The 1,055-nt window shown below is 44.4% G+C and carries 1 protein-coding gene; it reads left to right on the plus strand.

All coding sequences use genetic code 11. The features are described 5' to 3' along the window. The first annotated feature begins 122 nt into the window (after positions 1-122). On the plus strand, positions 123-1,028 hold the full coding sequence (locus tag FC85_RS01310; protein WP_057863770.1) for an IS982 family transposase: 906 nt from the start codon (positions 123-125) through the stop codon (positions 1,026-1,028). Positions 1,029-1,055: the final 27 nt, after the last annotated feature.

Here is a 1,055-nt window from a genome sequence, read left to right on the forward strand (position 1 = left end):
AACGCGTTGTGCTAGTTGTGCCATATTCTTAACAATTAAATCTTTTATAGAACTTTAAATACCACAAAGCCCCGCATTTGCGGTAACTTCTTAGGTGACAAAACCAGAAAGAAGGAACTGCTATGCGAGGCCTCCTCAAAGTTATCGTAAAAACTGATGCAATTCAAGCTAAATTTCAACATTTTATCGAAATTATTGAACCGATTTATCAAACCATTGATCCGGCAATTCGCTTTCGTCGGAATCACCAGCAGTTAAAAGCCGATGATGTCGTTATTTTGGCTTGTATGTTAATGCGGATTGAAGAGCGTGACGGTTCCGAAAACCATTATCACCAAAAATTGGTTAGCTGGGGAATCACCGTTCCGGAACGATCCCGATATAATCGACGATGCCGGGATCTGAATCAGATCATCCAATTTATTCGCGGGTCTTTATTGGATCAGTGGGTGCCACCCATGACTTATGAAATCGTTGACAGCGCGCCAATTACTTTGGCCTCAGCCCGCCGGAGTAATCGGGCTAAAGTTTTAAGTGAGGTCGCTAATAAGGGTTATAACGTGACGAAACAGACGTATTATTACGGGTTTAAACTACATGCCGTTATGGCCAATCAAGGCTATTTTTTGGCTTGGGAGTTGACCCCGGCTTCAATGGATGATCGAAAAGTCGCTGAAGAACTCCTATTAACTCGGCCTACTCGGCAAGTCTTAGCAGATGGTGGCTATTTAAGTCAGCCCCTCAAGGATCATTTAGTAACCACCTTTGGGATTCATCTCTGGACGCCTTTGCGGAAGAACATGGCTGCCGATTCAACCGTTGACATTGCCTTCCTCAAAAATCAACGGCGGCACATTGAAACCAGTTTCAATAATTTGGATCTGGTCGGTCATTTTGAACACCCGGGAATTCGGACCATGTCCGGCCTAAAAAATCGGTTAGAAGCGCTTTTACTCTGGCATACGATTCGAGTTCACGAACAACTCGCCGCCGGAAAAAGCGGCTTGAAACTTGGCCGCTATGCTTGAATGTTTCATAACTAGCACAACGCGTTA

It is taken from the genome of Lentilactobacillus diolivorans DSM 14421 (assembly GCF_001434255.1).
In the GTDB taxonomy this organism is placed as follows: domain Bacteria; phylum Bacillota; class Bacilli; order Lactobacillales; family Lactobacillaceae; genus Lentilactobacillus; species Lentilactobacillus diolivorans.